Source organism: Kitasatospora aureofaciens (assembly GCF_001188955.3).
Taxonomy (GTDB): Bacteria; Actinomycetota; Actinomycetes; order Streptomycetales; family Streptomycetaceae; genus Kitasatospora; species Kitasatospora aureofaciens.
The window spans coordinates 480,261-506,777 of record NZ_JPRF03000001.1; the positions used below are offsets into that span (position 1 = coordinate 480,261).

Consider the following 26,517-nt stretch of genomic DNA (forward strand, 5'->3'; position numbering starts at 1 on the left):
GGCTCGCTGCGCCAGTCACCGCGTTGACAATCCGTACCCGTCGAGGGAAACGTTACGCTTCGTAAGGCCCGTTATGAAGCGTAACGCCATGCCGGGGGGGAACGGGGCCCCTGACGACGTACGGAGGACCACATGTCCCAGGGACTGCGCGCGGATCGGCGGACAGCCGCCGGGGAGAGCGGGCCACACAGACCCGGCCCGCTCGGCCGAATAGCCGGTTGGAGCTTCCGGAACCGGGGCCGCACGGTGCTGCTCTGGCTGCTCGCCGCCGGCGCGGCCTTCGGCCTCTCGGCCAGCCTCGGCGCCAAGTACAGCGCCGACTACACCGCGCCCGGCTCGGACTCCAAGCAGGCCCAGCAACTGCTGGCACGGGACTTCCCCGGGCTGGGCGGTGAATCGATCAGCCTGGTGCTGACCTCCGACGGCAGCGTGACCGACGCCGCCACCCGCGACCGGGTCAAGGACCTGCTCGCCCGGATGGCCAAGGTGCCGCACGTCAGCGGCATCGACGACCCGTACGGCCCGCGCGGCAGGGTGTCGGCCGACGGCCGCACCGCCCTCGGGCAGATCCACCTGGACGTCGCCGTCGCCCCCGACATGCCGAAGGCGGACACCCAGCAGCTGCTCGACCTCGCCCGCCCCGTCGACGGCGGCGTGCGCGTCCACCTCGGCGGCATGACGGTCCAGCTGGCCGAGCAGGGCGCGATCGGCTCGGAAGGCATCGGCATCGCGGCCGCCGCCGTGATCCTGGTGATCACCTTCGGGTCGGTCGTGGCCGCCGGCCTGCCGATGCTCACCGCGCTCGGCGGGCTCGCGGTCAGCAGCGCCCTGCTGCCGGTCCTCGCCGCGATCATGCCGGTCCCGGACTGGTCGACCTCGCTCGCCGCGATGCTGGGCATCGGCGTCGGCATCGACTACGCGCTGCTGCTGGTCACCCGGTTCCGCGAGTGGCGCGCCGAGGGGCTCGAACCCGAGGCCGCCACGGTGGCCGCGCTGGACACCGCGGGCCGCGCGGTCGTGGTCGCCGGAATGACCGTGGTGGTCAGCATGCTCGGGCTGTTCGCGATGGGCCTGTCGTTCATGCGCGGCGCCGCGGTCTCGGCGATCCTCTCCGTGTTCATCGTGATCGCCGCGTCCGCCACTCTCTTCCCCGCCCTGCTCGGCTACCTCGGCCGACACATCGAGCGCCTGCGGCTACCCCTGCCCCAGCGCCGCGCCGCCCAGGGCGAGAGCCCGGTGGGCGCCGGCTGGCTGCGCTGGAGCCGGCTCGTCGAGCGTCACCGCGTCCTCGGTGCCCTCACCGGGGTCGTCGTCCTGCTGGCGCTCGCGGCGCCGTTCCTCGGCGTGCGCTTCGGCTTCCCCGACGCGGGCAACGACCCCGCCGGGCGCTCGAACCGGCTGGCGTACGACACGGTGGCCGCCGGCTTCGGACCGGGCAGCAACGGGCCTCTGGTTCTGGTCGCCGAGTTGGCGCCGGGCACCCCCGCCGACGCGACGGCCTCGCTGCCCACCGCGCTGAAGGCGGTGCCCGGCGTCACGGCTGTGACCCCTCCGGTGCCCGGCGCCGACGGCCGCTCGCTGCTGCTCACCGTCGTCCCGGACAGCGGTCCGCAGTCCAGCGCCACCAAGACCCTGGTCCGCGACCTCCGCGATCACGTCATCCCGGCCGCGGTCGGCCCCGGCGTCCGGGTGCACGTCGGCGGGGCGACCGCCAGCGCGATCGACAGCACCGACAACATCTCCCAGCGCATCCCGCTGCTGGTCGGGGGCGTGGTCACGGTGTCGATGCTTCTGCTCCTGGTGGCCTTCCGCAGCCTCGCCGTCGCCCTCAAGGCCGCCGTGATGAACCTGCTCTCCGTCGGCGCCGCGTACGGCGTGGTCGCCCTCGTCCTCGAAGGCGGCACCGCCGGCCGACTGATCGGCATCGACAGCCCCACCCCGCTGCCGGCCTTCGTCCCGGTGCTGACCTTCGCCGTCCTGTTCGGCCTCTCGATGGACTACGAGGTCTTCCTGGTGAGTCGGATGCGTGAGGCCTGGCTGCGCACCGGCGACAACGCGGAGTCCATCGTCAGCGGACTGGCGGGCACCGCGCGGGTGATCACCGCGGCCGCGGCCATCATGGTCGCCGTGTTCGCGGCCTTCGTCCCGGCGCCCGACCTGCCGATCAAGGTCATCGGCGTCGGCATGGGGTCGGCCATCCTGATCGACGCCACGCTGGTCCGACTGCTGCTGGTACCGGCCGTGATGCACCTGCTCGGCCGAGGCAACTGGTGGCTGCCCACCTGGCTGGACCGCCGCCTGCCCCACCTCCACGTCGAAGGACACACCGAGTTCTACCAGCCGGCGGCCGCCGCCGAGGCGCCCCGCTCCCCGACAGTGGTCGGCTAGTCGCACCAGCGGACAGTCACACCAGCGGACCACGGGCGCCCCACGACGCCTGCGGTCCGCTGGTGCGGAACGCGCCGCCCCGGCCTGCGCGGACCCGACCGATTCCGTCCGATCATGCGCAACACCCTCGGCGGCCACCGATCGATTACGCACCTGGGCCCGACACCGGCACCGCCCTGTGGGCGAGCCGGAGCCGGGCCCGGATGAGGCTTCGAGCGGTGGTCAGCCGAGCTTCCACTGCTGGTTGCTCTGCCCGTTGCAGGCCCACAGCTGGACCAGCGCGCCGTTCGCCGTCGACGCTCCGCTGACGTCCAGACAGAGTCCGGACTGGACGCCGGTGACGGTGCCGTCGGTGTTTCGGGTCCACTGCTGGTTGGGCTGTCCGTTGCAGGTCCAGATCTCGACCTTGGTGCCGGGCGAGGTCTGGCCGTTGTACGCGTCCAGGCACATCCGGGTGCCGCCCGAGGAGACCGTCAGCTGGCCGGAGGCGGTGCGGGTCCAGGTCTGGTTCGGCTGGTTGTTGCAGTCCCAGATCTGCATCTGGGTACCCGGGGTGGTGGTCGAGTTCGGCAGGTCCAGGCACTTGCCCGCACCGACCGCGTACACCGGGCCGGTCTGGTTCGTTCCGCCGCTGGTGCCGCCCGCGACGCGGAACATGGTGGTGCCGTGCGCCGGCACCGAGGCGCTGATGGTGCCGGAGGTGGTCGAAGTCGCGCCGGACCAAAGGTCGGTGAGGCCGTAGCTGGCGGCGCCGGTCTTCCCGATCGCGGCGGCGGAGGTGCTGATGGTCGCGGTCGATCCGGTCTCGTTGAACAGGGCCACCGAGACGTCGCCGTTCGCCAGCGGCTTGGCCAGCACGTCGAGACCGCCGGCGGAGGACACCAGGATGCCCTGCTTGCCGAGCGAGTCCTGGTCCACCGCGATCACGCGGGCGTTGGTGAGCGTGGCCAGGGTGGCCGGACTCGCGGAGGCGACGTTGGTGCCGGCGATCAGCGGAGCCGCCATCTCCGCCCACAGACTGAACTCCGAGCGGCTCTCGGTGTCGGTGAGCGGGCCGTTGCCGACCTCCAGCATGTCCGGGTCGTTCCAGTGACCGGACCCGGCGTAGGCGGCCAGGTTCACGTTGCTGTGGAAGATCGACAACATGCTGTTGTAGCTGGCGTTGATGTCGCCGGTGGTGCGCCAGCTGTTGCCGACGCCGGCGCCCCAGGTCCACACACTGTCCTCGCCCCAGCTGCACAGGCTGAACAGGATGGGGCGGCCGGTCGCGGCCAGGGCGTCGCGCATCGTGGTGTACCGGGTCTGCGCGGGCGCCTTGGTGCCGTTGGGGCAGGAGTTGAGCGAACAGCCGGGGCCCGCATAGCAGTTGTCGTACTTCAGGTAGTCCACGCCCCAGGCGGCGAAGGTCTGCGCGTCCGTGGTCTCGTGGCCCAGGCTGCCCGGGAAGCCGCCGCAGGTCTGCAGTCCGGCGTCCTCGTAGATGCCCAGCTTCAACCCCAGCGAGTGGACGTAGTCGGCGGTGCCCTTGATCCCGTCCGGGAACTTGTTCGGATCAGGTACCAGGCGCCCGTCGGAGCCCCGGGTGTGGGTCATCCAGCAGTCGTCGATGTTGACGTACTGGTACCCGGCATTCTGCATGCCGTTGTTGTGCATGGCCAGCGCCGTGCTCTTGATCAGCGGCTCGGAGACGTTGCAGCCGTAGGCGTTCCAGTCGTTGAAACCCATCGGCGGCGTGAGCGCCAGACCGTTGCCCAGCGCCGCAGCCGGCGGGGCCGCGGCCAGTGAGAGCAGCGGAAGCGCCAAGGACAGGAGCAACGCCGAGAGGACGCGGGCAAGCGTCCTGCGCAGGTTCGCATGGAGCATGGTGGTCGCCTCCTGGCGGGTGGGGTGATGGAGGAGGTGAATCTTCGCGGGCATGACAACCCCGTGACTGGACGGCCTCACCGTTGCGGGAGGTGGGGGCTCCGAGCAGGGAGCACTACACGCCGGTTTCCGGTACGGCTTCCTTGTTAGCGCTAACAATCGGTCGCGAAAAGACCGCCGGGTGAATGTCCCCGGCGTCGGCCAATGGGAGCTTCCAGTACCCTGCACACAGTGTCAACCCCTCTTGCAACACTGCGCGCCGCCCGCTGGCCGCCCCCTGGCGCAACCACCGGTCACATGTGCTGTGCCGTCAGAGTGCGCGCAGCAGCCAGGTCAGCCCCAGCTCACGGGCGGTCAGGCGGGCCGCCTCGCGGAACTGGTGGCTTCGACTCCGGGCGGCAGTTCGGCGGCGAGGGTGAGGGCGGCCGCAGCCGTCTGCGGACGGGCACAGCACCCTCCGCTGATCCGGGTCGACGACCACGACGGCGAAGGCTCCCCCCACCTGCACCTCGCTCCGAACGGCGAGGACGCCGTGACCTGGCTCGGGCGCAGCTGCGCCGCGGCACTCGCCCACGTCGTGTGCGGCGACCTGGCGGTCACTATCGGCCACCGCCACGCCGCCGACTGCGAACGCTTCCAGGGACGGGTCGAGGCCGACCACGCCAGCCTTTCCCCGCGCAGGGTGGCCCGCCTCCTGCTCACCGACCCCGACCACCTGCACGAAGAACAGCTCGTGCTGCGCGACCAGCTCGCCGGGGCCTTCCGGAGATGACGGCTCTGGCCGCCGCGACGACCGGCTTCGCCGCCCTGCTCACCCCGGCACCGGCCAACGCCGACGCGCTGACCGGCTGGATCACCCAGGTCCGAGCCGCGGACCTGCCCTTCCTGCACGCCTACGTCACCGGGCTCGAACGCGATCGCACGGCCGTCGATCACGCCCTCACCTTGCCCTGGCGCAACGGTCGCACCGAAGGCGTCAACAACAAGATCAAGCTGCTCAAGAGGCAGACCTACGGCCGCGCCGGATACCGCCTCCTGCGTCAGCGCATCCTGCTCAGCTGACACACACTCAGAAGCGATCACCGGCTACGAAAATCTTGTATGAGCCGTTGGCTGGACAGACCCTGGCGTGAATGCCAAGTCGAGTATCTGTAAAGCTGCCTGACGGCTGTATGCCATGGATGCCACGGCGGGGCACGCCGGCGATGCGCGTTCTGGTGTTGGGAGTGGTTGAAGGCTCGCTGTCGACGAGCGATGGGTTCGGCGGCTTCGGTGGGAGGTTTCGGCCTCAGTCGGAGCCCCGTGCCTGTGAGCCCGCCCGATGCGGGAGCGGTATTTCCGTGCTGGCTCCGGCTCCGGACGAAGACGATCGCGGCGGCACGGACGGGGCCCGGGTGGAATCATGTGGAGGTCTGGAGATGGCGCTGGATGGTCGAGCCGGGGTAGGGAGCCGTAGGTGGGGGATAAGCAGCGGACCGTTCGGAAGTCCCGGGCAGTTCTTGCGGATGCCGAGCGACTCCACACGGCCGCTCTCGCGGTCACCGGAGATCACCGGAGTGCCGTTTCACAGGTGACCCAGGCCGCAGCCGCGCTGAGGGACCGGCTGGTTCGCGACGAACTGGAAACCATCCCCGTGGCCCGGCTCAGGGATGTGACCGAGGGGCGACTCAGGGTCGGCGCGTTGGAGTCTGCGGGATTCAGGACCGTGCAGCAGATCGTGGGTGTCTCGGCGTACTCGCTCCAGCTGATTCCGGGAATCGGTGCGCAGACTGCTGCCCAGACCATTGCTGCCGCCCGCCGGATCGCCGCGGCGGCCGAGCAGGCCGTGGCGGTCCGGCTCGACGTCGATCACCAGGACGCGATGAGCACGACCCTGGTCATCGCGCTTCACCGGCTGGTCGTCGCCGGGCCCGAGGCTGCCCGCGCCAATGAGATCGCGCAGCGTGTCGTCGGTGAGGTCGGTGGCCTCATCTCCACTGCTCAGCCGGCTAGAGGAGCCATCCGCGCCCTGTTCGCCGGACGGCAGAGGAAGCAGGAAGCCCTCGCGGCGATCGATCAGCTCACGGCTCTGCTCGCGGAGTTGGAGGTGCAGGCGACATCGATGCTCTTCGCCCAGACTTCTGCGGACCTCCTGCGCCCGCCAGCCTCCGAGGTCGAGGCGTGGACGGACTTCGAGCACCACTCGGCCGAGTTCTACAGCATCCTTGGCGAGGTCGCCGGGCTCGGTCCGACTGAGGTCAGCGCCTCCGAAGGCTTCCTACCCGATGAACTGTCCGACCGGGTCCGGGCCGAGCCGTTGGACGACACACAGTGCAAGGTCTCGCTCCGCGGCTACCAGGCCTTCGGAGCCCGCTTCGCGCTCAGGCAGAAGCGGGTGATCCTCGGCGACGAGATGGGCCTCGGAAAGACCGTTCAGGCGATCGCGGCGATGGCGCACCTCCGGGCGCAGGGGAGCACACACTTCCTCGTTGTCTGTCCGGCGAGCGTCCTCATCAACTGGACCCGGGAGATCGAGTCTCGAAGCACCCTGCGCGCCTACCGGTTTCACGGCCAGGACCGGGAACTGCCACGTGCCGAGTGGCTCCGTGACGGTGGCGTCGCGGTGGTGACATTCGACGGCCTCCGTCAGCTGGAGGTCCCTCCGGCGCAGGCCGTGGGAATGGTCGTGGTCGACGAGGCCCACTACGTCAAGAACCACAAGGCGCAGCGCTCCCAGGCGGTAGCCGCGTGGACCGACCGTGTCGAGAGGGTGCTCTTCCTCACCGGCACTCCGATGGAGAACAGGGTCGAGGAGTTCCGCAACCTGGTGCACTACCTCCAGCCCGAACTGCTGCCCCAGATCCACAACGGCTCGGCCGCCGCCGGTCCGAAGGCGTTCCGGAAGGCGGTGGCTCCGGCCTACCTCCGCCGCAACCAGCAGGATGTCCTCACCGAGCTTCCTGATGTCGTTCACGTCGACGAGTGGGAGGAGTTCACGTCGGCCGACTTCGCGGCATATCGGGACGCCGTCGCCACCGGAAACTTCATGGCCATGCGCCGTGCCGCGTACGCGGACCCTGAGCGGTCGGCGAAGCTGCAGCGACTGCGGGAGATCATCGAGGAGGCTGCCGACAACGGGCGGAAGGTCGTCGTGTTCTCGTTCTTCCGCGACGTGCTGGCGGTCGTCCGGGAATCACTGAGCCAAAGGGCATTCGGTCCGATCGACGGCAGTCTTCCGGCGGTTCGGCGCCAGGACGTGGTGGACCAGTTCGCCGCGGTACCGGGTCACGCGGTGCTGCTGAGCCAGATCCAGGCCGGAGGTGTGGGGCTGAACATCCAGGCGGCCTCAGTCGTCATCCTGTGCGAGCCGCAGGTGAAGCCCACGATGGAGAGTCAGGCCGTGGGCCGGGCCCAACGCATGGGCCAGGTCCGGCGCGTCCAGGTGCACCGGCTGCTCGTCGCCGACAGTGTCGACCAGCGGATGCTGGAGATCCTGCGGGCGAAGGATCGGCTTTTCGACGAGTACGCGCGTCGGAGCGAGGTGGCGGAGTCGACGCCGGAGGCCGTGGATGTTTCGGAACAATCATTGGCGGTGCGGATCGTGGAGGAGGAGCAGCTTCGCCTGGCCGCCCTGCCGCGTGACTGAGTTCGGGGTGCCACTTCGTGGCGCCACATGGGTCGGGGCAGGTCTGGGAGAGGCCTACGGTTCGGTGGTGGGTGGCGGTACGTCCCACCACCGAGGGATAGCGATGTCCGTCGGGTGATGCGGGCGCAGCGCAGCGTGAACACGGGACCTGAACTCGCTCTCCGGAGGGGCTCTGCTTCTGGCATGCGGCCCTGCCCCGAGCACTTGCACGCGCCGAAGCACAACGCCGAATGGTGGTGGCGGAAGCCGGCCTCGTATGCCTGGTGTCGCGACCTGATCGCTCGACATCGGAAGAGGTCCGTGCAGTAGGCGGGCTGGGACGGATCCCTCAAACTCCGTCGCCGGATAGCCAGCTTGGAGAAATCAGGTAACTGACAGTGACGGCCTCGCTATAATGACACCCTGTTCGACAGGCCGAGGGGTTCCATCGAAAGTTCGGTCTGGTCCACGTCGACTTCGAGACGCAGAGGCGCACGCCGAGGGCCTCGTACGCCTGGTACCGCGAGGTGATCGCGGCCCACCGGGCGCGACACGGGAGGTAGGCCTTGCGGCGCCTCACCAGGGCCGGGGCCCGCGACGCCGTCGCCGAACAACTCGTGGGCGGGAGGGCGAGCAGTGAACCGGTGGCCGCGACGTCTACCGGTCGGCGCCGTCCGGGGTCCGGGTGGGCGGGGGGATGCGCAGCACCGGGAGTGCGCAGAGGGCGGCGGCCGCCGTGGCGCAGATGGCGGCCATGGCAAGGACCGTCCAGGTGGAGGGGGCCCGGGCGATGCCCGCGCCGATGCCGCTCAGCTCGCCCTGCCGGTCGATGAGCCGGCGGACGAGCGGGATGGCGACGGCCGAGCCGACGGCGACGGTAATGAGGGCGATGGCTGTCCCGCGGACGGCGAGCACGACGGCGGACTGGCCCGGGGTCAAGCCGATCGCCCTGAGCAGGCCGAGGTCCCTGCGGCGTTCGTGGAAGCCGGCGGTGGCCGTGGTGAGCAGGTCGACCAGGCCGATGAGGGCGAGCAGGAGCAGGAGGCCGACCACGCTGGCCCGCAGGGCGCCGGGTCGGGTGACCGGGCCGGTGGGGAGACGGATCTCCGCCTGCCCGGCGAGGCCGGCGCGGGCGGGGAGGTCGCGTTGGACCTCTGCCGGGTCCTGGCCGGGGCGCAGGGTCAGCTGCCAGAAGTCGGGGTGGGTGGGGTCACCGGGCCGGTCGAGGGTGTCGAATCCGGTGGACAGGACGCGGCCGCCGTGTTCCGGTTCGAGATTGCGTCCGACGATGTGCAGGATGCGCGGGGTGCTCCCGGTTGTGAGCCGCACCCACTGGCCGACCCGAGCACCGAGCAGGTCGAGGGCGCCCTGTCCGGCCACGGCCTCGTCGGTGGCGCGGATCGCCCGGCCCTCGACGAGGGTGTACGGGTACGGGGCGTCGGTGGTGCCGACGGCGCGGAGGGTGAGTGTTGCGGACTGGCCGGGCGCCAAGGCCTGCACCTCGGTGCCCGGAAAGACGCCCTGCACGGCGACGTCGGCGGCAAGGGCGCCGGCCAGCTGCCTGTCGCCGGGTGTCTGATCGGGGGTGGTGCGGCGGGCGGTGACGGACGGGACGGTGGCGCCGCCGTCGGGCCGGGTGACGGCGTCGAGGGTCGACCAGGTGCTCAGGGCCAGGGTGGCGGCAACGACCGGGACGGTCAGCCGCAGGGCGCTTCCGACCAGGTCCGAGCGTCGGCGCAGGACGCTGCCGAGCCCGAACACGACGGCTGGCGGCAGCCGTCGGAGTGGGCCGAGCCGGACCGGCCGGGCCGTCATGACGGGTGGCCGGGTGCCGTCGGTCGGGGGTACGGGGACGACCCGGGCGGCCCGAAGGGCGGGCAGCGCGGCGGCGGCCCCGACGGCGAGGAGCGCGGCGGCGACCACGGCGCCGGTGATCGCCGTACCGCCGGGGACGAGCCCGTGGAGCGCGTCGGTCCCGCCGCCGAGGGCCGGTACGGTGTGGACGGCGATCGCGGCCCCGCCGGCGCCGAGCAGCACTCCGGTGCCGGCCAGCAGGAGCTGTTCGGCGATGAACATCCAGGCGACCTGGCCGGCGGTGAAGCCGAGCGCCTTGAGCAGGGCGATGTCGCCGGTCCTGGAGCGGATCCGCCCGCCGGCCGCGCCGGCCACCGCGAGGGCGGCGGCGATCAGTGCGGCGAGTCCGCTGAGGCCCAGCAGCAGGCCGGCCAGCCGGTTGTCCTGCTGCCGTGCGGCCCGCGCGTCCAGCCAGGTGGTGATCCGGGAGACCCGCTCGGCGCCGAGGACGCTGACCACCCGCTGGGCCGTGTACCTGGCGTCGGAGGGGTGGGCCAGCCGCAGGCCGAGGGTGAGTCCTTGGGCCGCCCATTCCGGCTGCACAAGGTCGAGGGTGGCGGGAGGGGCCCAGCCGAGGTCGTAGCCGGCGGCCTGGCTGGGCAGCTGGTCGGGGCTGTCCGCGATACCGAGGACCCGGAGGTCGACGGGGCCGCCGTGGGCGTCGAGGACGGTCAGGTGGTCCCCGGGGTGGGCCCAGGCGGCGTCGGCCGCGGACTGTTCGAGCACGATGCCGTGGATGTCGTCCGGATCGAGCCAGGTTCCGGAGCGCAGCAGCGGGCGGGCCGCGTCCGGGTTGTCGCCGCGCAGTACGAGCGTGGTGCGGCCGGGCGGGCCCGCGTTGGTGGCGCCGTCGGCGCGTCGGCCGACCAGGGTGGTCTCGGCGGTGTGCTGGGGCGGTGAGACGGCGAGTACGCCGGGTTCGCCCGCGAGCACGGCGGCCGAGGGTTCGTCGGCGCTGCCCCGGGCGGTCGCGGACGGGCGCAGGTCGATCCGGATGTCGGGTGATCCGGCGGCACGGAACTGCCGCTGCCACGGGTCGGCGGCGGCGCCGAGCAGCGTGCCGGCGAGCAGGAGGGCGGCGGCGGTGCCGCCGGTGGCGAGGACGATCAGCAGGGCGTGGAGGCGGTGCGAGCGCAGGTCGGCACGGATCCAGCGGAGGATGGCAGGCACCGGCTCACCCGCCGAAATCGATGATGTCGCGGACCCCGACGGCGCGCCGCCCGGCCGGGGGCTCCTCCACCCGGGCGTCGTCGGCGACCCGGCCGTCGAAGAGGCTGACGACGCGGTCGGCGGTGCTCGCCGCCCTGGCGTCGTGGGTGACCAGCACGATGGTGGTGCCCTGTTCGTGGTAGCGGCTGAGCAGGGCGAGGACATCGCGGGTGCTGCGGCTGTCGAGGTTCCCGGTGGGCTCGTCGGCGAGGAGCAGTTGAGGCCGGTTGACCAGCGCGCGGGCCAGGGCGACCCGCTGGCGCTCACCGCCGGAGAGCTCGCCGGGCCCGGCGGCGGCCTTGTGGGCGAGGCCGAGGTCTTCAAGGAGTTCCTGGCGGCGTTCGCGGGCGGTGCGGCCGGACATGCCTGCGAGCACCGCGGTCAGTTCGATGTTGTCGGCGACGGAGAAGTCGGGGAGCAGGTTGCCGCTCTGGAAGACGATGCCGTAGTGCCGGCGGCGCAGGCGGGCCCAGGCGGACTCGCGCAGGCGGTCCACCCGGCGCCCGTCGAGCCACAGCTCGCCCTCGTCGGGCCGCAGCAGGCCGGCGAGGAGGTGCAGCAGGGTGGATTTGCCGGCGCCCGAAGGGCCGGTGACGGCGACGAACTCGCCCCTGTCGATCCGCAGGCTGACGCCGCGGACCGCGGGTATCAGGGTCGAGCCGCTCAGGTGCGAGCGCACCACGCCGTCGGCGGCCAGCAGCGGTCGTATCGGTTCCGAGCCGGTCACGTGAGCTCCTCCTGGCAACGCTCCAGCCAGTCGAGGTCGGCCTGCAGGTGCAGGACCGCGCCCTCGATCAGCAGCAGCGAGGTCCGGTTGCCGCGCTCGGTGGCGGCCAGCTTGTTGAGTCCGCGCATCGTGTTGATGCAGTGCCGGCGCTGATTGTTGATCAGCGTCAGCCGGTCGGCGAGGTCGGTGCCTTCGGCCAGGATCAGCTTCATGAAGAACTCGTCCCTGACCCGGGGCCCCTCGGTGGGCGCCTCGAACCAGCCGGCGAGTTCCTCGGTGCCCTTCTCCGTGATCTCGTAGACCTTCTTGTCCGGCCTGCCCTCCTGCGTCACCTCGGTGCCGTGGATCAGTCCGGACTTCTCCAGTCGGCTCAGGGTCACGTAGATCTGGCCGATGTTCGGCTGAGGGTACGCCGCGCCGAAGGTCTGCTCAAGCCCCTGCTTGAGCTCGTACCCGTAGGCGGGCTGCCGGGCCAGCAGCGCCAGCAGCTGATGGCGCACCGGGCGTCACCTCTTCCTTCTCGTCCCTGTTCGCTGGTTACACCTCGGTCACACAGTACGGGCAGGCAGGCTCCCACCAGCAGGGAGGCCGTATAAAGGGACGTACGTCGGCGCCCACCCGTGCCGGCGGATCGAAGGAGATCCATGGACGACCGGCCGCCCACCGGGCCCGACGCGGGCCGTCGGCGCGTGGTGCGCGCGCTGGTCGGCGGAGCGGCGGTGCTCGCGGCCGGGGGCGCGTCCGCCTGGTACGGCCTCGCCGGCGACGCGCAGGCGACGGGCGACCCGGAGGGGGTCGGGCCGGTCACGCTGGCCACCGGCCGCGACACCACCCATTACCTGCGTGGGCTGCTGGCCGACTGGAACGCCGAGCACCCGGACCAGCCCGCCGAGCTGGTCGAGCTGCCCGAGGCGGCGGACGAGGTGCACGCGCAGCTCGCCGGCGAGCTGTCGACCGGCGGGAGCCGCTTCGACGTGCTCAACCTCGACGTGGTGTGGACGGCCGAGTTCGCGGCCAGGCGTTGGACCGTGCCGCTGGACGAGTCGGACTTCGCGCTGGGCAGTTTCCTGCCGCCGGTCGTGCGGACCGGACGCTATGACGGGCGGCTGTACGCGGTACCGTTCGTCGCCAACGCCGCCCTGCTGTACTACCGGAGCGACGTGCTCGCCGCCGCCGGTGAGCAGCCGCCCACCACCTGGCCGGAACTGGTGCGGCAGGCACGGACGCTGGCCCCCGCGCACGGGCTGTCCGGGTACGCGGGCCAGCTGAGCCCCTACGAGGGCCTCGCCGTCAACGCGCTGGAGGCCATCCGCTCGGCCGGAGGGGACCTGCTGGCCGGCGACGGAACCGTGGTGGTCGACAGTCCGCAGGCCCTGGCCGGACTGGAGTTCCTGGCCGGGGGCGTGCGCGACGGCTGGATCCCGCGCGAGGTGCTCGGCTACCAGGAGGAGGAGTCCCGCGCGGCCTTCGGCCGGGGCGGCCTGCTCTTCCTGCGGAACTGGCCGTACGTCTACCACGCGGTCGGCGCCGCCGGGTCCCCCGTGGAGGGGCGGTTCGGCGTGGTGCCGCTGCCCGGCCCGAACGGGCCCGGCAGCGGTGTGCTGGGCGGCTCGGGCCTGGCGGTCAGCCGGTTCTCCCGGCACCAGCGCACCGCCCGGGCGCTGATCGGCTACCTGACGAGCCGCCGGGCGCAGTACCGCGTGCTGACCGACGGTGGGCTGCCGCCGGTCTGGGCCGACCTGTACGCGGACCCGGACCTGACAGCCCGGTTCCCGTACCTGCCCGTGCTGCGCACGGCGATCCTGGCGGCTGGCGCGCGCCCCGGCGTGCCGCAGTACCAGCAGCTGAGCCTCGCGTTCAGCGAGACGGCGTTCGAGGTCGTGTCGGGCCGTCGGACCGCCGAGGCGGCGCTGCCCAGGCTGGCCGCGGACCTGCGCGCCATCGTCGGCTGAGTCGACGCCGACGACGCCCCGGGGCGGTCCGCCCCTGCTTCGCGAGGCCTCTACCCGTGAGTACATAACATGTATCTATCCATGATCGGGCGTCTCTTCTCGTAGCTCCCAGGGAAACGGCAGCAAACAAGAGCTAACAAGGGCTTAACAGTGCCGGTATCTGCCTGCTATACCTAACGCGAATGCATAACCGTTGGAGTAGCGAGATGCCCGACCCCACCCTCCCCGACGGCGACGCGGTCACCCTGCCGCGCGCTTGTTCGCACGCCCCCACCACCCCCGCCGCCCGTGCCTGGTGGCGCGACGCCGTGATGTACCAGATCTACGTGCGCAGCTTCCGTGACACCGACGGCGACGGCGTCGGCGACCTCGCCGGCGTCCGGGAACAGCTGCACCACGTGCGGCAGCTGGGCGCCGACGGCGTCTGGCTCAACCCGTTCTACGTCTCACCCCAGCACGACCACGGCTACGACATCGCCGACCACTGCGCCGTCGACCCGGTCTACGGAGACCTCGCCGAGTTCGACCGCCTGGTGACGGACTGCCGACTGCTCGGCCTCAAGCTGGTCCTGGACGTCGTCCCCAACCACTGCTCGAGTGATCACCCGTGGTTCCAGAAGGCGCTGGCCAACGGCCCCGGCAGCCCCGAGCGGGCGCGGTTCCACTTCGCCGACGGGCGCGGCGAGGCCGGCGAGCTGCCTCCCAACAACTGGCGGGCCATGTTCGGCGGCCCGGCGTGGACCAGGGCCACCGAGGCCGACGGCCGGGCCGGCCAGTGGTACCTCCACCTGTTCACCCCGGAGCAGCCCGACTTCAACTGGCGCAACCCCGACGTCGCCGCCCACTTCGAGGAGGTGCTGCGGTTCTGGCTCGACCGCGGCGTCGACGGCTTCCGGATCGACGTGGCGGCCGGGCTGTACAAGCATCCCGAGCTGCCGGACTCGCCCGACCCGGACGTGGACGAGCGCACCCGCGACTCGGTCAACCCGCTGGCCTGGAACCAGCCGGAGGTGCACGAGATCTGGCGCCGGTGGCGCGCGATCTGCGAGGAGTACACCGTCCGCGACGGCCGGCAGCGGCTGCTGGTCGGCGAGGCGTCGGTGCCCACGCCGGCCGAACAGGCGCTGTACGTGCGCCCCGACGAACTGCACCAGGCATTCTTCTTCCACCTGCTGCACGCGCCGTGGGACCTCGCGCACTTCCACCGGGTCATCGACGACGCCGTGCGGGACATCACCGCCACCGGATCGACGGTCACCTGGGTGCTCAACAACCACGACCAGGTCCGCACGGTGAGCCGGTTCGCCGGGGAGGACCCGGCCTCCGGCCCCGCCCGGGCCAAGGCCGCCGCCCTGCTGATGCTGGCACTGCCCGGAGCCGCCTACATCTACCAGGGCGAGGAATTCGGACTGCCCGAAGTCCTCGACCTGCCGGATGAGTTGATCACCGACCCGATCTTCCGCCGCACGGGCAGCCGGACCGGGATCCGCGACGGCTGCCGGATACCGCTGCCCTGGTCGGGCGCCGAAGCCCCGTTCGGTTTCAGCCCGCCGGACAGCCCGGCCGCGCCGTGGCTGCCGCAGCCGGCCTCGTTCGCCGCCCACACGGCAGAGCGGCAGCGGGACGATGCCGGATCCGTGTTCCACCTGTACCGCGCCGCCCTCCAGCTGCGCCGTGAACTCCCGCAGCTCGGCGACGGCACGCTGCGATGGCTGGAGACCCCGCCCGGCGTCCTCGCGTTCGTCCGCGGCGAGGGCCTGGTGTGCGCCGTCAACTTCGGCGACACCCCCGCGCCGGCCCCGGTCGTCGGTCCGCCCCTGCTGGCCAGCGGTCCGTGCATTGACGGCTTCCTGTCGCCAGCCACCGCCGCCTGGTGGGTCAATCCCACTTCTGTCAGCACTATCTGACTATCCATCACAGAAAACGCCTCCCGTCCGCCCTCACGGAAGAAGACCCGACGATGAGACTCCGTAGCGCCCTTCCCACCCTGACCGCCTGCGTCCTGTTGGCCGCCACCGCAACCGCCTGCGGCAGCGGGGGAGGCGGCACCGCCGCCGACTCCGCCACCCAGGAACTCAAGGGACAGACCCTGACCATCGCCGCCGTGTGGAGCGGTACCGAGCAGGAGAACTTCAAGAAGGTGCTGGACGCCTTCACCGCGAAGACCGGTGCCGCCGTCAGCTACACCTCCACCGGTGACAACCTCTCCACCGTGGTCGGCAGCAAGATCGAGGGTGGCGACCCGATGGACGTGGTCATGGTCGCCCAGCCCGGCGTGATCAAGCAGTTCGCCGGGAAGGGCTGGCTGGCGCCGCTCTCGTCCGCCGTCACCGACGCCGCGAAGAAGGACTACGCCGGCATCTGGTCCAGCCTCGGTACCGTCAACGGCACCCAGTACGGCCTCTACTTCAAGGCCGCCGACAAGTCGACCGTCTGGTACAGCCCCACCGCCTTCCAGAACGCCGGCGTCCAGCCCCCGGCCACCTTCGACGACCTGCTGAAGGCCAGTCGGACGCTCTCCGACTCCGGCACCCCGGCCTTCTCGGTCGCCGGCCAAGCCGGCTGGACCCTCACCGACTGGTTCGAGAACGTCTACCTCTCCCAGGCCGGACCCGAGCTCTACGACAAGCTCACCCGGCACGAGATCCCGTGGACCGACCCGTCGGTCCTCAAGGCGCTGACCACCCTCGGCAAGGTCTTCGACGACAAGCAACTCGTCGCCGGCGGCGGTCAGGGCGCCCTGCAGACCGACTTCCCGACCTCTGTCCAGGAGGTCTTCGGAGCACAACCCAAGGCCGCAATGACCTACGAGGGCGACTTTGTCGGCGGTGTCATCGCCTCCGAGCTGAAGAAGCAGGTCGGCACCGACGCCAAGGTGTTCCCCTTCCCCGCCGTGGACGGCGGCAAGGCCCCGGTGATGGGCGCAGGCGACGCGGCGGTCGTCCTCAAGGGCGCCAAGCACCCCGAGGCCGCGCAGAAGTTCGTCGAGTTCCTGTCCGGCCCCGAGGCGGCCACCGTCTGGGCCAAGGCCGGCGGCTTCATCTCGCCCAACAAGGCCGTCGACCCCTCGGTCTACCCCGACGACACCACCCGGCAGTTCGCGAAGTCGGTGATCGACGCCGGCGACGCCTTCCGCTTCGACATGTCGGACCAGGCCCCCGCCGCGTTCGGCGGCACCGCGGGCCAGGGCGAGTGGAAGGACCTCCAGGACTTCCTCGCCGACCCCTCCGACGTCCAGGGCGCCGCGGCCAGGCTCGAAGCCGACGCGGCCAAGGCCTACAAGGGCTGATCCACCATGTCTCTGCGCTCACCCCGCAGTGGCCGGGCATCCGGTGGCGCGCTCCGGCGCCACCGGGGCCTCGCCCTGCTCTTCGTCCTGCCCGCCCTGCTGCTGCTCGGCGCCCTCGTCGTCTACCCCATCGGCTACTCGGTGGCCCGCAGCCTCTTCGACGCCTCCGGCCACCGCTTCGTCGGACTCGACAACTACGGCACCGCCTTCACCGACCACGCCACCCTCACCGCCGTGCGCAACAACGCGATCTGGGTCGCCGTCGCCCCGGCACTGGTGACCGCCGTCGGCCTGGTGTTCGCGGTGCTCACCGAGAAGATCCGCTGGGCCACCGCGTTCAAGCTGCTCGTCTTCATGCCGATGGCGATCTCCTTCCTCGCCGCCGGGATCATCTTCCGCACGGTGTACGACGCGGACCCGCATCGCGGCGCGCTCAACGCCGCCGCGGTCGCCGTCCACGACACCTTCAACGACCGGTCGACCTACCCGGGAGCCCACCCGCGCCCCGGTGGCGGCCTCGATCGGGCCCAGGGCGGCGACATCACGGCGCCCACCAGCACGCGCGTCGTGCTGCTGCCGCTGGTCGGCGTGCAGCCCGGCGCTCTGCCGGCGACCGCCCGGACGGCCCAGGAGCCGGCCGGCGGCGACGGGGTCAGCGGCACGGTGTTCCTGGACTTCGTCCCGGGCGGCGGCGGCCACCCCGGCCGACTGGATGCCGGGAAGAAGGGCCTTCCCGGCGTCACCGTCCAACTCCGGGACGGCGGACGGACGGTCGACACCACCACCACCGCCGCCGACGGCACCTTCCGGTTCGGCGCGGCCCCGACCGCCACCACCTCGGTGGTGATGCCGGCCGCGAACTTCGCCGCCCCCTACCGCGGCGTCGACTGGCTCGGCCCCGCCTTCATCACCCCTGCCATCATCGGCGCCTACATATGGATTTGGGCCGGCTTCGCCATGGTCATCATCGCCGGGGGCCTCGCCAACCTGCCCCGCGAGACCATCGAGGCGGCCAGGATCGACGGCGCCGGCGAATGGCAGATCTTCCGCCGCATCACCGTGCCCCAACTCGCCCCGGTCCTCGGCGTCGTGTTCATCACCATGGTCATCAACGTGATGAAGATCTTCGACCTCGTGTACATCATCGCGCCCGGACCGGTGCAGCAGGACGCGGGCGTGCTCGCTCTCCGGCTCTACCTGGTCTCCTTCGGGGGCGGCAACGACCAGGGCCTCGGCAGCGCCCTCAGCGTCCTGCTGCTGCTCCTGGTCGTGCCGGTGATGCTTCTCAACGTCCGACGCTTCCGAGGGAGTCGCGCATGACCACCACCCAGGCGGCCCCGTCCGTCCCCATCACCACCGCGCCCGCACCGGTGCCCGCCGGCCGGCCCGCCCTGCCGCTCACGACCCGGCTCGCCGCCCTCACCCGAAGTGGCCTCGTCCAGACCGTGCTGATCGTGGCTGCCGTCGCCTGGCTGGTGCCCACCGTCGGCCTGCTGGTCTCCTCGCTGCGCCCCAAGCAGGTCGCGGCCACCGGAGGCTGGTGGACGGCACTGACCGAGCCCGCCCAGCTCACCCTGCAGAACTACACGGCGCTGCTCGGCGGCGGCGACGTCCCCGAGGCGTTGTGGAACACCGTGCTCATCAGCGTCCCGGCGACCCTGCTGACCGTCGCCCTCGCCGCAGGAGCCGGCTACGCCTTCGCCTGGATGCGCTTCCCCGGTCGGGATGCCGTCTTCCTCGGTGTGGTCGGGCTGCTGGTCGTGCCGGTGCAGGTCGGGCTCATCCCGGTCGCCAAACTCGAAGGCGCCGTCGGGCTGTTCGGCACCATCCCCGGCGTCGTGTTGTTCCACGTCGGCTACGGGCTGCCGTTCGCCGTGTTCCTGATGCGCAACCACTTCCTGGAGATCCCCGCCGAACTCCTGGAAGCGGCACGGATGGACGGCTGCGGGGAGTGGCGGATCTTCCGCACCCTCGCCCTGCCGCTCGCCGCACCGGCCGTCGCCTCGCTGTGCATATTCCAGTTCCTCTGGGTCTGGAACGACATGCTGGTCGCGCTGATCTTCGCCGGCAACGACTCGCAGCCGCTGACTGTCTACCTGCAGTCCCAGATGCGGCAGTTCGGCAGCAACATGGACATCCTCGCACCCGGCGCGTTCCTGTCCCTCCTGGTCCCCGTGGGGGTGTTCCTCTGCTTCCAGCGATTCTTCATCCAGGGAGCGATGGCAGGATCTGTGAAGTGAGACCGGTGGGGGCGGCCCCGCTGCAATGACAGCCCGTTCGACGGGCCGAGGCGCCCCCGAACGTATGCGCACAGAGGCGGCCTTCGCCGCCCTCTGTGGCGCCGCACCGGTCCCCGCCTCCAGCGGACGGACCAACCGGGCACCGCCTTTCACGAGGCGGCGACAGGGCCGACAACGCCGCCCTTTCGGACGGAAGAAGGAGAAGGCGGAGCAGGCGCTGGCTTCCGGGCGGGAGGATCTGGCCCGAGAGGTGCTGGCCCGGCGGGCGGGCATCCGCAATCAGCTGGCCGGTCTGGAGGAGCAGGGGCTGTCGCTGGAAGTGGAAGAGGGACGGCTCGGCAGGGTGCTGCAGCGGTTGGAAACGCAGACGGAGGCCTTTCGGCTGCGAAAGGAGACGCTCAAGGCCGAGTACACCTGGGCCGAGGCCGAGACGCGGGTCGTCGAGGCCGTGTCCGGCGTCGGGGAGGAGCTCGGGGCCCTCGGGGCGGCCGTGCAGCGCGCCACGAACCGGACGGAGCAGCTGCGGGCCCGCTCGTCGGCACTGGACGACCTGATGGCTTCCGGTGCGCTCGATAATGCCACTCTCGCGACCGAAGCCGATGACGTGCGGATCGAGCTGGAGCGGATCGGCGTGGATCGGGACGTGGAGAACGACCTGAAGAGGCTGAAGGACAAGCTCCTCGCATCGCCGGAGACCGAGGACGAGCGGGAAGCAGGAACCAGGCGTGCGGAGTCCGGAGGCGAGTCGTCGGCGTGAATGCGCCGACTCGGTCCTCCGGACGTTGCCGTCGTTGGCTCCGCAGCTGCCGGAATACAGGACGTCAGGCCTCAGTGTTTGTAACCGATCTGGCGTAGCAGGCGGTGGCGGTTCGCGGCGTCCTCGTCGGTCTCGACCCCGACCGGCGGTACGCCGTCGATCACGCCGATCACGCCGCGGCCCCGGTCGGTGACGGCCAGCAGGACGTCGACCGGGTTGGCGGTCGCGCAGAAGACGCCGCACAGCTCGGGCACGAGCTTGACGGCGTTGAGGACGTTGACCGGGTAGCCGCCACGCAGCAGGATCACGAAGGAGTGGCCGGCCCCGATCGCCTGTGCGTTGCGTACCGCGAGCGGCACCAACTCGTCGTCGTTTCCGGACCGGCGGACGAGGCAGGCGCCGGAGGCCTCGCAGAAGGCGATCCCGAAGCGCAGGTGCGGGCCGACTCCGGCCATTGCCTCGTGCAGGTCCTCCACGGTCTTGATGAAGTGCGACTGGCCGATGATCACATTCACGTCATCGGGCTTCTCGATGCTCACCACGTCGAAGGACAATCCGGCAGCGGCCATCAGGAACCTCCTGCTCTCGCTCGTCATCGGACGATGCACGTTCGCCCCGATCATGTCCGCCCTACCCGCGTGCCGTCGGGAGGGCGCGCGGACGGAGCGTCGCCAAGTCGGCCGGGAAGGCGTCCCGTCAGGGCGAGAACCGTTGCCGGCCGTCCTGCTCGGGCTCACCGCCGACACCCAGCACGATCCGGAAGCCGCGTCCGCGTTGAAGATCATCTGGTCGACGGCCGGTGAATCGGGCACTTCGGTGACCGGGGTCGGCACGGTGTTCGCGAGAACGGGTGGGGGGCTCGTGCTCGGGCCCGGGTCGGTGGAGGCGCGGTGGCCGCGGGGTTGTCGGGGAAGGGCCGTCGGACCCGGGGCGTGCCGGGGGACGCGGAGGCGGTCGGGGCGCCGACACGTGGGAGGGTGTCGGCGGCGTCGAGGATGCGGGGCAGCGTGAACAGGGCCGCGACCACGAGCGCGAGGGCCAGGCCCAGGGCGATCCGGCGCCGGGGCGGACCGAAGCGGAAACGGCGGCGTGGGGCAGCGAGGACTGCGGGCTCGGCCAGCCGGGCGAGCAGGTCCTCGGGCGTAAGACGCTGGTCCGGGCCCTTGGACACGTGGGCCCGGACCAGGGGGAGCAGCCCGGCGGGGAGGCCGCCGAGATGCAGTTGAGACGACGATCCGGCCGGGGAGCGGCCAAAACGGGCACCGTGGTCGGCGGGGGACGACGGAGACGGGGCAGGCCGCTCGGTGCGGGACTTCCCCGGCTGCTGAGCCGAGCGGCAATCGGGTCAGTGCCGCTCGGTGGTGGGACCTATGGCTCGGGGGCTGCCGGGGACCGTTGAGGCTGTGGATCATGGACAAGGCAGCTCCGTTCTGGAAGGGGCCGGCGATCACGCCGATGGTGTGTGCCGAGGCTGCGGCGGGCGTTCGACCGCGACGGGGCAGATGCCGTAGTGGAGCAGGCCGTGGCTGACCGAGCCGAGGGCCAGGCCGTGGAAGCCGCCCTTGCCGCGTGAGCCGACCACGGCGAGGTCCGCCCGGTCGGAGGCGCGGACGAGTTCGGTCACCGGCTTCCCCCGGACCAGGGTCGTCTCGATCTCGACGTCGGGATAGCGGTGCCGGAGGGGTGCGAGCTGGTCGTCGAGCTGGCGGCGTTGCTCGGCTTCGACCTCGTCCGGGCCAGGTCCGTCCTCGGACGGTTCCGGCTTGGTCGGCATGCTCCAAGCGCGCAGGGAGTGAACGCGGACGCCGCGCAGGGACGCCTCCTCGAAGGCGAACTCCAGGGCGGCGGTCGAGTGTTCGGAGCTGTCGGTGCCGACGAGGACACGTCCGTGACCGGTGGCGATCTCGCCGACCACGACCACTGGGCAGGCCGCGTGCCCGGCGACCTGCAGACTGACGGAGCCCATCAGCAGGTTGCCGAGCCCTCCCTCGCCGCGGGCGCCGAGCACCATGCAACACGCCCGCTCGGTCGCCGCACGAAGAACCTCGGCTGGAGAACCCGAGACCTGGTCGGACTCCACTTCGAGTCCCGGATGGCTTTCCTTGGCTATCGCCACCGCCTCGGCCAGGATCTCCGCGCCCCGGCGACTGAGGCCCTGAGAACGCCCCGGGGGGAAGAACGGGAAATCGAACTCCCAGGCCGGAAGCACATGGGCGATCAGCAACGGGCACTCGCGCCGCGCCGCGTCGCTCGCGGCCCACACCAGCGCACGCAGACTCCGTCCGGAGCCGTCCACTCCCACAATCACGGGATCAACCATCACTCCTCCTGTGCCCCCGGACACGCTCCCGGCAGGATGCCGCTCCTGGCTTCAGACCCCATGGCAGCCGGGTGCCCGGCCGTCTCGGCCAGGCACCCGAAGCGACGCGAACAGACGCCCTGCGTAGAACACCGTTTCCTTCACCCCTCTCCAGGCTCCGCCTCGCGGGCGCAGCCTGCCACAGGAGACCAGGCACCGACCCCGCCGCCGCTCGGCCTTCACATGTGGCGCTGCGGCGAAACGAAGAGCCGCAGCGCGGCTCCCGCTGGGCTAACGCCAGTGGCCGCGGACCACACCACTGCCCATGCTCGAACGGAAGACCCGCAGGCTCACCCCGGCCACCAGCTGTCGTCACGTGAGCAAGCCACGACCGAAGGACCCCGCCATGGAAATGCCCGTCATCACCGGATGCTCGGTCGACGGCTGCGCCTACAACCAGGACCTCGCCTGCCACGCCCTGGCCATCACAGTCGGCGACGCCCGTCACGCGCACTGCGACACCTACCTGCAGGCCCCGCCCAAGGGCGGCGACCCCTCCGCCAACGGCAGGGTCGGTGCGTGCAAGATGTCGGACTGCCGTCACAACGTCGGCCTTGAGTGCCGCGCCACCGGCATCACGGTCGGGTTCCACCAGAGCGACATCGACTGTCTGACGTACGCACCCGCCTGACGGACGGCACCCCTGGCCCGGGTTGAGAGGGGCGCGCCGTTGCGAATCGCCGACGCCCGCAAAGGGGAGCACGCCGAGATCCGTCCGCGCCGGGCTCCTGCGCGTGATCGTCCCCGCAGCGCGTGGGCCCGGACCGTCCGTGGCCGGGGAGGCGGACCGTGGAACGCAACCGCTACGCGGACCTCCTGCGCGCGGGGGCGGTCGGCACGGTCGTCCTCGGCCACTGGCTGCTGACGAACCCCACCTACCAGAACGGGCAGCTCTCGGGTCAGGACGCGCTGCAGTACGTCGCCTGGGGCCGCTGGCTCACCCTGCTCTTCCAGGTGATGCCCGCCGTCTTCCTGGTCGGAGGCTTCGCCAACGCGGTCTCCTGGACCGAGCACCGCAGCCACGGCGGCGACTGGGTGAGCTGGGTGCGCCGACGGGCCCTCCGGCTGCTCTGGCCCGCCACGGTGTATCTGGCCGCCGCCTTCCTCGGGGTCACCGCCGCCCGGGCGAGCGGCGCCGGTGCGATTGAACTGGCGCTGACCGGTTGGTACATCGCCCTGCACCTGTGGTTCCTGCCGGTCTACCTGCTGCTGATCGCCCTCACTCCCGTACTTCTTGCCGCGCACCACCGATGGGGTCTGCGGGTGCCATTTGTGATGGCGGTCGCCGCCGCGGCCGTGGATCTCGCGGCCCTCGGCCCGCGTCTGCCAGTGGTCGGCTTCGCCAACTACCTGCTGGTGTGGGGCTCCATGCACCAGTGGGGATTCACCTGGTACGACGGTCAACTCACCAGCGGTCGACGCCCGTTCGTACTGGCCGCAGCCGGCACCGTCCTCCTCGCGGGTCTGCTGGCCTGGGGCCCGTTCCCGGTGGACATGGTCGGTACCGGCAGCCGCGCCGGCAACACCACGCCGCCGTCCATCGCCCTGCTCGCCCGCCTCAACCGGGCGGTGATGACGGTCTACCTGTGGCATCCCGTCCCGGTGGTGGTCGTCGCGATCACGTTCTACCCGTCCGGGATCGCCCCCCAGCCCGCTGTCGGCTCCTGGCAGTGGTGGGCACTGCGCCCGCTCTGGCTCGCCGTCCTGGCCCTTCTGATCGTCCCACTGACCCTGGCCGTGCAACGGGCGCAGCGGCCGCTGCGCCGCCTTGCCGCAGGCCCGGGAGGCGGTGGGCGCGGGGCGGCCGTTCTGCTCGCCTGCGGTCTGGCCGTGGTCCTGCCCGCTCTCGCCCGACTGGCCGTCGGCGGCTTCGCCCCGGCCGGGCGCGTGGCCTGGGGCGTCCTCGCGTTGTACGTCGGCGGGTTCCTGCTGGTGCTGTTCTCCTGCAGCCGGCGCCGTCGGTCGGGTCGGCTGTGGGACGTCGGCCTCAGGGTGCGCGGTCCGGCGCCGGGGCGAGGTGGGCGGTGAACCACTGCGCGGCCAGGTCCGCGGCCTCTTCGAGTGTGCCGGGTTCCTCGAACAGGTGGGTGGCGCCCGGGATGACGGCGAGCTGGTTCTCGCAGTGCAGCCGTGCCTGGGCCTGCTGGTTGAGGTCGAGGACCACGTGGTCGTCGCCGCCGACGATGAGCAGGGTGGGGGCGGTGACGGCGGGTAGGCGGGGGCCTGCGAGGTCGGGCCGCCCCCCGCGGGAGACGACCGCCCGGACCGTGGAGCCCGGTTCCGCGGCCGCCCACAGTGCCGCGGCGGCTCCGGTGCTGGCCCCGAAGTAGCCGACCGCGAGCCCGCCGACGTCGTCGCGGCCGTGCAGCCAGCGGGTGGCGTCGGTCAGGCGTCGGGCGAGCAGCGCGGTGTCGAAGACGTTCGCCCGGTCGAACGCCTCCTCCTCGGTGAGCAGGTCGAACAGCAGGGTGGCCAGACCCGCCCGGTTCAGCGCGCCCGCGACGAACCGGTTGCGCGGACTGTGCCGGCTGCTGCCGCTGCCGTGGGCGAACACCACGATCCCCGCCGTCCCCTCCGGTACGGTCAGCTGGCCGCCGAGCCGTACCGGCCCTGCGTCCACGACCACTTCCGGATCGTCGGCCCTCGCCGGAACGGACCGAGCGGGCAGCCGCGAGGCGGGGTCGGGTGGCCGGTCACCGGCCATCCGGACGGCGGCCTCGTCCAGGCAGGAGATCACCTCGGCGTCGGTGGTCTGTGCGAAGTCCTCGTAGAACTGGCCGATCCCGTAGAACTCCCCGGGCGTCGACAGCGCCACCCGCTCGTCCGCCGCGTCCGCCAGCCTGCGGGTCCAGTCCGGCGGGGCGACGGGGACGGCGAGCACCACGCGGGCCGCGCCCTGGTTCCTGGCGATCAGACATGCCGCCAGCGCGGTCGAGCCGGTCGCGATCCCGTCGTCCACCACGATCGCCGTACGGCCGGCGAGCTCAGTGCGGGGCCGGTCACCGCGGTACCGCCGTGCCCTTCGGTCGAGCTCGATCCGCTCCCGCGCCTCCACCTCGGCGAGGTCCTGCTCGGTGGTCCGGGTTGCCCGCATCACCGCGTCGTTGACGATGCGCACCCCGCCCTCGCCGATCGCGCCCATGCCCAGCTCGGGCTGGAACGGCACGCCGAGCTTGCGCACCACGATCACGTCCAGCGGGGTGTGCAGCACCTTCGCGACCTCGGCCGCCACCGGAACACCGCCGCGGGGAAGCCCGAGGACGATCACCTCGCGGCCCGCGAGGTGCCTGACCCGCTCGGCGAGGCGCCGCCCCGCGTCTACACGATCGACGAAGTACATGATCCACCTCTTCCGGGATCGCGGCCGGACCCGGACCCCGCGCCGGGCCGCCGCTTTCCACGATCCTCTTGCCGCCGGACGCGCGCGAGTGACCGAGCCGGAGCGCCGCGGCCGTCCCCCGACTCCCGGACAGACGCCGGGCGCCGGGGGCGGACGTGCCGCGGTGGTGGCGGCGGGGGAGCATGAAAGCAGGCGGGCCAGTCGGCGACCGCACGCCCTCGGAGCATCCGGATCCGTCGCGCCGGTCCGTACGGACAGTCGAGGCGCGCGCCCTGGAGGCCCCCGTGAGCAGCACTCCCACACCGGGCTCCGCCGGTCCCGTCGTGGTCGGCACGGATGGCTCGGAGCCGGCCCGTCAGGCCGTGCTCTTCGCCCTGCGCGAGGCCCAGGTGCGCGGCGTCGGTACGGGCCGTGCACGCCTACGGTTCCGGCCACGCCGACCCGTCCGGCCTGAGCACGCCTGTCCGGCCCCGCACGAGCGGTGAGCCGCCGACGCACCTGCATGACGTGGCCGCCCCCGAGGTGACGGACTCCGGCGAGGAACTGCGCCGGCAGGTCGGCGAGCCGTTCGTCGAGGTCGAGGTCCACTGCGAGCGCGGCCGCCCCGCGCAGGTCCTGCTGGACGCGAGCCAGGGCGCGGGCCCGCTCGTGGTCGGGTCCCGTGGCAACCGGCCTCTGGGGCCGTCTCGCGCTCGGCTCGACGAGCACGGAGATCGTCCATCACGCCCACCTGCCCGTCGTCGTGCCGGGCGAGCCGCCAGCTTGAACCGGTGTGTCGGTGACCATGGGGCGGGCCACCCGGGCCGGGCGAGCTCGCCGGCTCGGACCCGACCCGGGCAAGGTCCATCACCGTCCGGGTATGGGCTCACCGGCCCATGCCGAGGGGGATCCGCGGGGCCACGATGAGAAGCAGGCCGGCTGACGTCTCGGTCGGT

At 71.7% G+C, this 26,517-nt stretch carries 17 protein-coding genes and 3 pseudogenes; 13 read left to right on the forward strand and 7 right to left on the reverse strand.

The window, feature by feature from the left end:
• Window positions 1-132: 132 nt before the first annotated feature.
• On the forward strand, window positions 133-2,388 hold the full coding sequence (locus HS99_RS02080; RefSeq protein ID WP_078938581.1) for an MMPL family transporter: 2,256 nt from the start codon (window positions 133-135) through the stop codon (window positions 2,386-2,388).
• Window positions 2,389-2,610: 222 nt separating this feature from the next.
• On the opposite strand, the gene HS99_RS02085 is transcribed toward HS99_RS02080, so the two are convergent.
• A complete protein-coding gene (locus tag HS99_RS02085; RefSeq protein ID WP_030556239.1) occupies window positions 2,611-4,251 on the reverse strand; it encodes a glycoside hydrolase family 27 protein in 1,641 nt (546 codons plus the stop codon).
• A 637-nt stretch (window positions 4,252-4,888) separates the two neighbouring features.
• Between HS99_RS02085 and HS99_RS02095 the strand changes: the two are divergent.
• The 3 genes and pseudogenes from HS99_RS02095 to HS99_RS43045 form a co-directional block, all read left to right on the forward strand.
• Window positions 4,889-5,313, forward strand: a pseudogene (locus tag HS99_RS02095) (transposase); the annotation flags it as partial.
• 394 nt (window positions 5,314-5,707) lie between these two features.
• Window positions 5,708-7,876, forward strand: coding sequence for a DEAD/DEAH box helicase (locus tag HS99_RS02100; protein ID WP_043481229.1), 2,169 nt, complete (start codon window positions 5,708-5,710; stop codon window positions 7,874-7,876).
• A 413-nt stretch (window positions 7,877-8,289) separates the two neighbouring features.
• Window positions 8,290-8,418: pseudogene (locus HS99_RS43045) on the forward strand (family 1 glycosylhydrolase); the annotation flags it as partial.
• Between the two features lie 94 nt (window positions 8,419-8,512).
• Here the strand turns inward: HS99_RS43045 and HS99_RS02105 are convergent.
• From HS99_RS02105 to HS99_RS02115, 3 genes are read right to left on the reverse strand one after another with little or no spacing between them, the layout of a single operon-like run.
• A complete protein-coding gene (locus HS99_RS02105; RefSeq protein WP_046385803.1) occupies window positions 8,513-10,879 on the reverse strand; it encodes an FtsX-like permease family protein in 2,367 nt (788 codons plus the stop codon).
• Between the two features lie 4 nt (window positions 10,880-10,883).
• Window positions 10,884-11,645 (reverse strand): ABC transporter ATP-binding protein, encoded by a 762-nt coding sequence (locus tag HS99_RS02110; RefSeq protein ID WP_043481227.1) that lies wholly within the window; start codon window positions 11,643-11,645, stop codon window positions 10,884-10,886.
• Complete coding sequence (locus HS99_RS02115; protein WP_030556227.1) at window positions 11,642-12,145, reverse strand: PadR family transcriptional regulator; 504 nt, start codon at window positions 12,143-12,145, stop codon at window positions 11,642-11,644. Before HS99_RS02115 ends, HS99_RS02110 begins: the two co-directional genes overlap by 4 nt.
• 144 nt (window positions 12,146-12,289) lie before the next feature.
• Between HS99_RS02115 and HS99_RS02120 the strand changes: the two genes are divergently transcribed.
• From HS99_RS02120 to HS99_RS02145, 7 genes and pseudogenes are all read left to right on the forward strand, one after another.
• Window positions 12,290-13,597 carry an ABC transporter substrate-binding protein gene (locus HS99_RS02120; protein WP_078938624.1) on the forward strand — a complete coding sequence of 436 codons (1,308 nt, stop codon included), beginning with the start codon at window positions 12,290-12,292 and terminating at the stop codon, window positions 13,595-13,597.
• 311 nt (window positions 13,598-13,908) lie between these two features.
• Entirely contained in the window at window positions 13,909-15,504 is a 1,596-nt protein-coding gene (locus tag HS99_RS02125) for a glycoside hydrolase family 13 protein (RefSeq protein WP_043481246.1), read from the forward strand.
• A 53-nt stretch (window positions 15,505-15,557) separates the two neighbouring features.
• Window positions 15,558-16,886: an ABC transporter substrate-binding protein gene (locus tag HS99_RS02130; protein ID WP_030556221.1), complete on the forward strand. Its 1,329-nt coding sequence runs from the start codon at window positions 15,558-15,560 to the stop codon at window positions 16,884-16,886.
• Between the two features lie 6 nt (window positions 16,887-16,892).
• Window positions 16,893-18,206: a carbohydrate ABC transporter permease gene (locus HS99_RS02135; RefSeq protein WP_030556219.1), complete on the forward strand. Its 1,314-nt coding sequence runs from the start codon at window positions 16,893-16,895 to the stop codon at window positions 18,204-18,206.
• Window positions 18,203-19,126 (forward strand): carbohydrate ABC transporter permease, encoded by a 924-nt coding sequence (locus HS99_RS02140; RefSeq protein ID WP_078938917.1) that lies wholly within the window; start codon window positions 18,203-18,205, stop codon window positions 19,124-19,126. Before HS99_RS02135 ends, HS99_RS02140 begins: the two co-directional genes overlap by 4 nt.
• A gap of 55 nt (window positions 19,127-19,181) precedes the next feature.
• A pseudogene (locus tag HS99_RS48295) lies at window positions 19,182-19,311 on the forward strand (transposase); the annotation flags it as partial.
• A gap of 32 nt (window positions 19,312-19,343) precedes the next feature.
• Window positions 19,344-19,883 carry a PspA/IM30 family protein gene (locus HS99_RS02145; RefSeq protein ID WP_370863213.1) on the forward strand — a complete coding sequence of 180 codons (540 nt, stop codon included), beginning with the start codon at window positions 19,344-19,346 and terminating at the stop codon, window positions 19,881-19,883.
• Between the two features lie 71 nt (window positions 19,884-19,954).
• Here the strand turns inward: HS99_RS02145 and HS99_RS02150 are convergent, their stop codons facing one another.
• Window positions 19,955-20,452, reverse strand: a complete 498-nt coding sequence (locus tag HS99_RS02150; protein ID WP_030556212.1) for an adenosine-specific kinase — start codon at window positions 20,450-20,452, stop codon at window positions 19,955-19,957.
• Window positions 20,453-21,330: 878 nt separating this feature from the next.
• The gene (locus HS99_RS02155) at window positions 21,331-22,203 is read right to left on the reverse strand and encodes a universal stress protein (RefSeq protein WP_043481224.1); all 873 of its coding nucleotides are present in this window, start codon (window positions 22,201-22,203) and stop codon (window positions 21,331-21,333) included.
• A gap of 385 nt (window positions 22,204-22,588) precedes the next feature.
• Between HS99_RS02155 and HS99_RS02160 the strand changes: the two genes are divergently transcribed.
• Both HS99_RS02160 and HS99_RS02165 read left to right on the forward strand, forming a co-directional pair.
• Window positions 22,589-22,873, forward strand: a complete 285-nt coding sequence (locus HS99_RS02160; RefSeq protein ID WP_030556207.1) for a DUF1540 domain-containing protein — start codon at window positions 22,589-22,591, stop codon at window positions 22,871-22,873.
• Between the two features lie 158 nt (window positions 22,874-23,031).
• Window positions 23,032-24,270, forward strand: coding sequence for an acyltransferase family protein (locus HS99_RS02165; protein ID WP_046386028.1), 1,239 nt, complete (start codon window positions 23,032-23,034; stop codon window positions 24,268-24,270).
• Here HS99_RS02165 and HS99_RS02170 read toward each other — a convergent pair.
• The gene (locus HS99_RS02170; protein ID WP_030556202.1) at window positions 24,230-25,582 is read right to left on the reverse strand and encodes a phosphoribosyltransferase family protein; all 1,353 of its coding nucleotides are present in this window, start codon (window positions 25,580-25,582) and stop codon (window positions 24,230-24,232) included. The genes HS99_RS02165 and HS99_RS02170 overlap by 41 nt on opposite strands.
• Window positions 25,583-26,517: the final 935 nt, after the last annotated feature.

Bases quoted from the DNA above. Each gene is read 5' to 3' on its own strand.
- HS99_RS02080 (WP_078938581.1), top strand. From the start codon at position 133: ATGTCCCAGGGACTGCGCGCGGATCGGCGGACAGCCGCCGGGGAGAGC.
- HS99_RS02085 (WP_030556239.1), bottom strand. From the start codon at position 4,251: ATGCTCCATGCGAACCTGCGCAGGACGCTTGCCCGCGTCCTCTCGGCG.
- HS99_RS02120 (WP_078938624.1), top strand. From the start codon at position 12,290: ATGGACGACCGGCCGCCCACCGGGCCCGACGCGGGCCGTCGGCGCGTG.
- HS99_RS02125 (WP_043481246.1), top strand. From the start codon at position 13,909: ATGTACCAGATCTACGTGCGCAGCTTCCGTGACACCGACGGCGACGGC.
- HS99_RS02130 (WP_030556221.1), top strand. From the start codon at position 15,558: ATGAGACTCCGTAGCGCCCTTCCCACCCTGACCGCCTGCGTCCTGTTG.
- HS99_RS02135 (WP_030556219.1), top strand. From the start codon at position 16,893: ATGTCTCTGCGCTCACCCCGCAGTGGCCGGGCATCCGGTGGCGCGCTC.
- HS99_RS02140 (WP_078938917.1), top strand. From the start codon at position 18,203: ATGACCACCACCCAGGCGGCCCCGTCCGTCCCCATCACCACCGCGCCC.
- HS99_RS02150 (WP_030556212.1), bottom strand. From the start codon at position 20,452: ATGGCCGCTGCCGGATTGTCCTTCGACGTGGTGAGCATCGAGAAGCCC.
- HS99_RS02155 (WP_043481224.1), bottom strand. From the start codon at position 22,203: ATGGTTGATCCCGTGATTGTGGGAGTGGACGGCTCCGGACGGAGTCTG.
- HS99_RS02160 (WP_030556207.1), top strand. From the start codon at position 22,589: ATGGAAATGCCCGTCATCACCGGATGCTCGGTCGACGGCTGCGCCTAC.
- HS99_RS02170 (WP_030556202.1), bottom strand. From the start codon at position 25,582: ATGTACTTCGTCGATCGTGTAGACGCGGGGCGGCGCCTCGCCGAGCGG.